Genomic DNA, 5,380 nt, shown 5'->3' with positions numbered 1-5,380 from the left:
AGATCCTGAATAACCTTTATCTCACGGCTAATGTTCAGTTGAAACGCAGGCTTTTTCAGAAAACACCAAATAACTTCGACAACCTTACTATTCCCGGATTTAACCGCACTTATGACGACAGTAATTTTGGTGTAGGTTATGGTTATGGGATCTCTTATCTCATCCCAATTTATAAGAAATAGTCGATAGTCTTTTGTCTTTAGACGGTAGACGGTTTTCTCGGTTATGAGTTCTCGGTTGTGGGTTCTCGGTTCTCGGTTGTGGGTCCTTTCTCCTTCTAATTCCCTCTTTTCACTCTACATAATCTCTTAACAACCAACACCCAATCAGGATGAGATCCCGGATCAGGTCCGGGATGACGTGAAACTAATCATTGGCTCAATTACTATGGGATCACTTATCTGATAACTATTTATAAGAAATAGTCGATAGTCTTTTGTCTTTAGTCGGTAGACGGTTCTCGGTTGTGAGTTTGTAGAGTACTGAATAGGGTTGACCGGTTTTAAACATTAATTTTCATTATCAAAAATAGTAATTACTGGTCTCTTCTTTCTTTTCACTCTACTTAAACTCTTAACAACCAACACCCAATCAGGGTGAGATCCCGGATCAGGTCCGGGATGACGTGAAATTAATCATTGGCTCAATTGCTATGGGGTCTTTAGTCGGTAGTCTGTTCTCGGTTGTTTTTTGTTTGTAGTTTGTGGTTTGCAGTTAGTGTAAAGTGGAGAGTGGAGAGTGGATTTTGGTTGGTTACCTGGAGATTCGTTAATTCGGGAGTCGAGAGGCGTTTATTCGGTATCTTTCAATTTTGCCTGGACAAAAGTTTCTTTTTTCCTTTACCCTACTCCCGAAACCACTTCGGGACAGGCTTTAATGTGAAGAAAATAGAGTTTATTATTTAATCTTCGGAATGTTCCTATTTACTTTTAATATTAAGCTGACCAAAATAATTTTTCAAACAAATAGTATTGAATTAGAATTCGTATTTTTGATAAAAAGCTGAAAGATGGACTTAGAAGCTAGAAAAATAGAGTTTATAAAAGACTTTCTACAACTTCAGAGTGAGGAAGCCATTTCCCGACTTGAGAAAGTTCTAAAGAAAGAGAAAAAAAATGTCATTGAGAAAGACTTCAACCCGATGACACAAGAAGAACTTGACCAAAGAATTGACCAATCAGAAGAAGATTTTAAAAATAATCGTTTCAAGAAAACTTCTGAATTATTATCTAAATATAAATAATGAAGTTAGAAATAATTTGGTCAAAATTTGCTGAAAATTTATTCAATTTGTTTGTTATTTGAAGTTTGTTGTTCGGTGTTTAACTTGACAGACCTCCTTTTTTTGCCTAACCCGACTCCCGAAACCAGATTTCATTAAATAATTTGTTTTTTAAATACGCAACCTCAGGATGAGATTCCGGGTCAAGCCTGGAATGACGGTACAACAAATAAATTCTACTCCATCCGTTTCCGTTTTTTGGTACCCGAATAGATCTGGTATTTAAGGAGTTTGGATTCCAGGGCGCCGTTGTATAGTTTTATTTTTCTTGAGGGTCGCAGGCCTACGTGTTTTATGGCTTCCAGGTTGGAGGTGATAAACCAGGCATCGGTATCGGGATAGCCTTGTTTCAGGGTATCGCCTATTGACTTGTAGAAAGCAGGCATATCTATTTCCAGCCTTTCGCCGTACGGCGGATTAAACAACATATGCAAATGCCGCTCCCCTTCCTTTTGAGACTCGAAGAAATCCTGTCTTTCCACTTTGATGAATTCTGAAAGATTGGCATTTTCAATATTGTCTATGGCCTTGTGAACGGCTGAAGGCGCTTTGTCGTAACCTTTGATACTGAAGTGAAATTCCCTTACCTTTTTAAGCACCGACTCCTCAATTTGTTCAAACAGGGCTTCATCCCAGTCTTTCCATTTCTCGAAGGCAAATTCCTTTCTATTCAGGTTTGGCGGAATATTACAGGCGATCATTGCCGCTTCGATGAGAATGGTTCCGCTTCCGCACATGGGATCCAGGAAATCGCTCTGGCCATCCCAACCTGAATGCAGCAGCAGTCCTGCGGCAAGCACTTCGTTGATGGGGGCGATATTTGTGGCAGTCTTGTAGCCACGTTTATGCAGGGATTGCCCGGAACTATCGAAGGAAACATTACAGAAGTTCTTTTCAATATGTATATTGATTCGCAGCGTAGGGAAATCGAGGTCTACATCGGGGCGCTTCCCAAATTTATCCCGAAACCGGTCTACGATAGCATCTTTGGTTTTAAGAGAGATATACTGGGAATGTGTGAAAATTTCAGAGTGAACGGTAGCATCTATGGCCAGGCTATCGTCTACGCCCATAAATTCTTCCCAGGGCAGCGCATATATATTCTTATAGAGTTCTTCTTCAGAATTGATCCTGAAGCTGCGATAAGGTTTCAGGATCTTAATGGCAGTACGCAGGCAGAGGTTCGCTTTGTACATAAAGCCCAGGTCGCCGTAAAAGCTCACGTTTCTGGTGCCTTCTTTAATATCCATTGCACCAAGACTCAGTAATTCTTTAGCCAGTATTGGCTCAAAACCATACATAGTCTTGGCTATCATTTTAAAATTATCCATATCGCTTTTTTAGAGATGGCAAAAATACATTAATTTTGGCGGATGTGCCGAAGAACAGGAGAGGAATGAAAAGACTATATCTTATAATTTTAAGGGTACAGTTAAAGAGGAAAAAGGGAGTCGGTGCCGTGTAATTTTCGGGAAAGAAGCCGACAAACATCTATCATATTCAGCAATTAATGATCTACTTATTACCCTTAGTTTCGGTTCTTATCGGCTATGTTATTTCACGTTTTCTGAATCCGGGGACTTCTACCGGTTTTAAATTACTGCTTAGTTTTAGTGGAGCTTACCTCCTATCGGTCACGATTTTTGAATTACTGCCTGAAGTTTATGCGGAAGCGATAGACGGGATTGGAATTTTTATTATGCTGGGCCTGCTGCTGCAGATCCTGCTGGAATTCGTCTCCAAAGGAGTGGAACACGGGCACATGCATACCACCGATAAAAGCACTGCTTTCCCCTTGATGTTACTGGTAAGCTTAAGTATTCACGCTTTACTGGAAGGGGTACCGCTTGATGAAAAAGGGCATTTATTACACGGAGTGGTGATCCACAAGATCCCGGTAGCCGCAATTTTGTCGGTTTTCCTAATTCACTCGAAGCTTGCCAAATGGAAGGTTTTTCTGTTTTTGGGAATCTTCGCGCTAATGACTCCGCTGGGTAGTTTCTTAAAGATGAATGTGCCGCTTATCGCAGAAAGTTCGGTGTATCTCAATGCGATAGTGATAGGGATCTTTCTGCACGTCTCGACCACTATCCTTTTTGAAGCTTCCAGAAATCATAAGTTCAACGCCTCGAAATTGCTGGTGATCGTCGCAGGGATCCTGCTGGCTTATTTTATTTAAGTATGTTCAGTAAGGAAGAAAGTAAAAAATTACGGGAGCAGTTCTGGACGAGTTTCGGAATAGTTTACAGAACGAAGTGGATCCTCTACGATACCAAACAGAAGGAGATCCAGCTTAAATTCACTTTCAACCGGAAATTTGCGCAGGTTTCCCTGGACGTTATCGATCCCGATGAACTCGTTCGCGCCTACTATTTTGAAAAACTGCTTAGTTTAAAGCAGATCCTCAGGAATGAATACCTGCCGGATGCTGTTTTTGAGGAAGCTTATGAATTGCCCGAGGGAAAGACGATCTCCAGGGTTTATGTGCAGCTGGACGGGGTGAATATTCACAACCGGCAGCAATGGCCCGAGGTGATGAAATTCTTAAATGAGCATATGCTTCAGCTGGAAGCTTTCTTTGAAGAATACCGCGATTATCTTAGCGCGTAGCAGGTTGTGGGTGTAATAAGGAAGAAATTAATTTCAGCTTTTAGGCTTCAGAATTTTCAGAAATAATTCAAACGGAAACTTTCACATTTCCTTCCGCAGCTTCAAATTCCTTCAGCAAAAAAATTCCGTAGAAAAAGGATCAGGCAAATTCAGCCTAAAATATTCGGCACTAAAAAGGAGGGATTTTCCGCAGTGAAAAAAGGGAGCAGAATGTTTATGTTGAGGTTTATAAACTTTTTCGAATGTTAGAAATCAAATTATATCCTTTAAAACACCGGGGAGCGCTGCATATTGGGGTGTCTTTTCCTTTTAATATGGAGCTTAACCAGGAAGTGGGTAAAGTATCCGGGATACGCTGGAGCAGAACAAACCGCTGCTACTATTTGCCCTTTTCTCAAAAAAACAAAAGCAAGCTTTTCGAGATACTCAAAACTAAGGGCAGGTATATTGACTACTCGGCACTGGCCGGGGTAAAATCGACGCCTGCTACCGAAATCAAACAGTTGAGTAAACCAAAGCAGGAATTACTGAACATCTATCTTTCTTATTTGAAGGGAAAGCGTTACAGCGATAGTACGATGCGGACTTATAAAAGTTTTATAGAAAAGTTTTTGCTTAGCCTGGAAAAGTCGGTTGATGAATTAACCAACCGGGACCTGGAGTTATATTTTGAGCGGGAGATCGCGGGCAGGAATTATGCGATTAGCACCCACCGGCAATGTGTGAGTGCATTAAAGCATTTTGCCAGCTTACAGCGATTACCCGATTTGGAAGCTGAAATGATTAGCACTCCTAAAAAGGACAGAAGCCTGCCAACGGTTTTATCTAAGGAAGAAGTTATAGACCTGCTACGGGCCACACGCAACCTAAAGCACCGGGCTTTGTTTGCTATGTTGTATGCCTCCGGGCTGCGAATAGGAGAAGCATTAAACCTAAAATTAAATGCCATAGATATAGATCGCCGGCAAATAATTGTAAGAAAAGCCAAAGGCCGTAAAGACCGTTTTGTCACCATGGCTGAAAGTTTTGTTCCCTTATTAATGAACTACCTGAACACCTACCGGCCAAAAGTTTATTTTGTAGAAGGTGCCAATGGTGGTCAATATTCAGGCTCAAGTGTTAGGGCGGCCCTGAAGCAGGCGTGCCGGCAGGCGGGATTGAAAAAGCGGGTTACCCCGCACTGTTTACGGCATTCATTTGCAACACATATGCTTGAAAACGGGATAGACATCAGGTATATCCAGAGTTTACTGGGACATTCAAGCCCAGAGACGACTATGATCTATACCCACGTTACACAAAAAGACCTGATGCAGATAAGGAGTCCATTAGATGTGACGCTGGAATCCCTCACGAAAAAGGATAAAAATAAAAGCAACCCACGGATATCTGACAATAACCTGGATTAAATAATCTGGATTAAAAGTGTATTACTTTGAAAGACAAAAGAATTATCTTTAAAATAAAAGCAAATACAATTTAAAATGA

6 protein-coding genes are annotated in these 5,380 nt (G+C 41.0%); 5 read left to right on the top strand and 1 reads right to left on the bottom strand.

Annotated elements, in window-relative coordinates; all coding sequences use genetic code 11:
* Both ACESK1_RS10225 and ACESK1_RS10220 read left to right on the top strand, forming a co-directional pair.
* A partial coding sequence (locus ACESK1_RS10225) for a DUF6048 family protein (protein ID WP_372920085.1) occupies positions 1 to 182 on the top strand: 182 nt, incomplete at its 5' end.
* An 827-nt stretch (positions 183 to 1,009) separates the two neighbouring features.
* Complete coding sequence (locus ACESK1_RS10220) at positions 1,010 to 1,243, top strand: hypothetical protein (RefSeq protein ID WP_372920084.1); 234 nt, start codon at positions 1,010 to 1,012, stop codon at positions 1,241 to 1,243.
* 215 nt (positions 1,244 to 1,458) lie between these two features.
* On the opposite strand, the gene ACESK1_RS10215 is transcribed toward ACESK1_RS10220, so the two are convergent.
* Positions 1,459 to 2,613, bottom strand: a complete 1,155-nt coding sequence (locus tag ACESK1_RS10215) for a class I SAM-dependent RNA methyltransferase (protein WP_372920083.1) — start codon at positions 2,611 to 2,613, stop codon at positions 1,459 to 1,461.
* A 179-nt stretch (positions 2,614 to 2,792) separates the two neighbouring features.
* Between ACESK1_RS10215 and ACESK1_RS10210 the strand changes: the two genes are divergently transcribed.
* The 3 genes from ACESK1_RS10210 to xerA all read left to right on the top strand — a co-directional run bounded on the left by ACESK1_RS10210 (position 2,793) and on the right by xerA (position 5,301).
* Entirely contained in the window at positions 2,793 to 3,461 is a 669-nt protein-coding gene (locus tag ACESK1_RS10210) for a ZIP family metal transporter (protein WP_372920082.1), read from the top strand.
* A 2-nt stretch (positions 3,462 to 3,463) separates the two neighbouring features.
* Positions 3,464 to 3,892 carry a DUF4268 domain-containing protein gene (locus ACESK1_RS10205; RefSeq protein ID WP_372920081.1) on the top strand — a complete coding sequence of 143 codons (429 nt, stop codon included), beginning with the start codon at positions 3,464 to 3,466 and terminating at the stop codon, positions 3,890 to 3,892.
* A gap of 242 nt (positions 3,893 to 4,134) precedes the next feature.
* Complete coding sequence (gene xerA, locus ACESK1_RS10200; RefSeq protein WP_372920080.1) at positions 4,135 to 5,301, top strand: site-specific tyrosine recombinase/integron integrase; 1,167 nt, start codon at positions 4,135 to 4,137, stop codon at positions 5,299 to 5,301.
* Positions 5,302 to 5,380: the final 79 nt, after the last annotated feature.

This window comes from Salegentibacter sp. (assembly GCF_041642575.1).
Taxonomy (GTDB): domain Bacteria; phylum Bacteroidota; class Bacteroidia; order Flavobacteriales; family Flavobacteriaceae; genus Salegentibacter.
This window is presented reverse-complemented; position numbering and strand designations above follow the sequence as displayed.

What these genes read in the sequence shown, in the direction of transcription:
- ACESK1_RS10220 (WP_372920084.1), top strand. Translation starts at nt 1,010, where the DNA reads ATGGACTTAGAAGCTAGAAAAATAGAGTTTATAAAAGACTTTCTACAA.
- ACESK1_RS10215 (WP_372920083.1), bottom strand. Translation starts at nt 2,613, where the DNA reads ATGGATAATTTTAAAATGATAGCCAAGACTATGTATGGTTTTGAGCCA.
- ACESK1_RS10210 (WP_372920082.1), top strand. Translation starts at nt 2,793, where the DNA reads ATGATCTACTTATTACCCTTAGTTTCGGTTCTTATCGGCTATGTTATT.
- ACESK1_RS10205 (WP_372920081.1), top strand. Translation starts at nt 3,464, where the DNA reads ATGTTCAGTAAGGAAGAAAGTAAAAAATTACGGGAGCAGTTCTGGACG.
- xerA (WP_372920080.1), top strand. Translation starts at nt 4,135, where the DNA reads ATGTTAGAAATCAAATTATATCCTTTAAAACACCGGGGAGCGCTGCAT.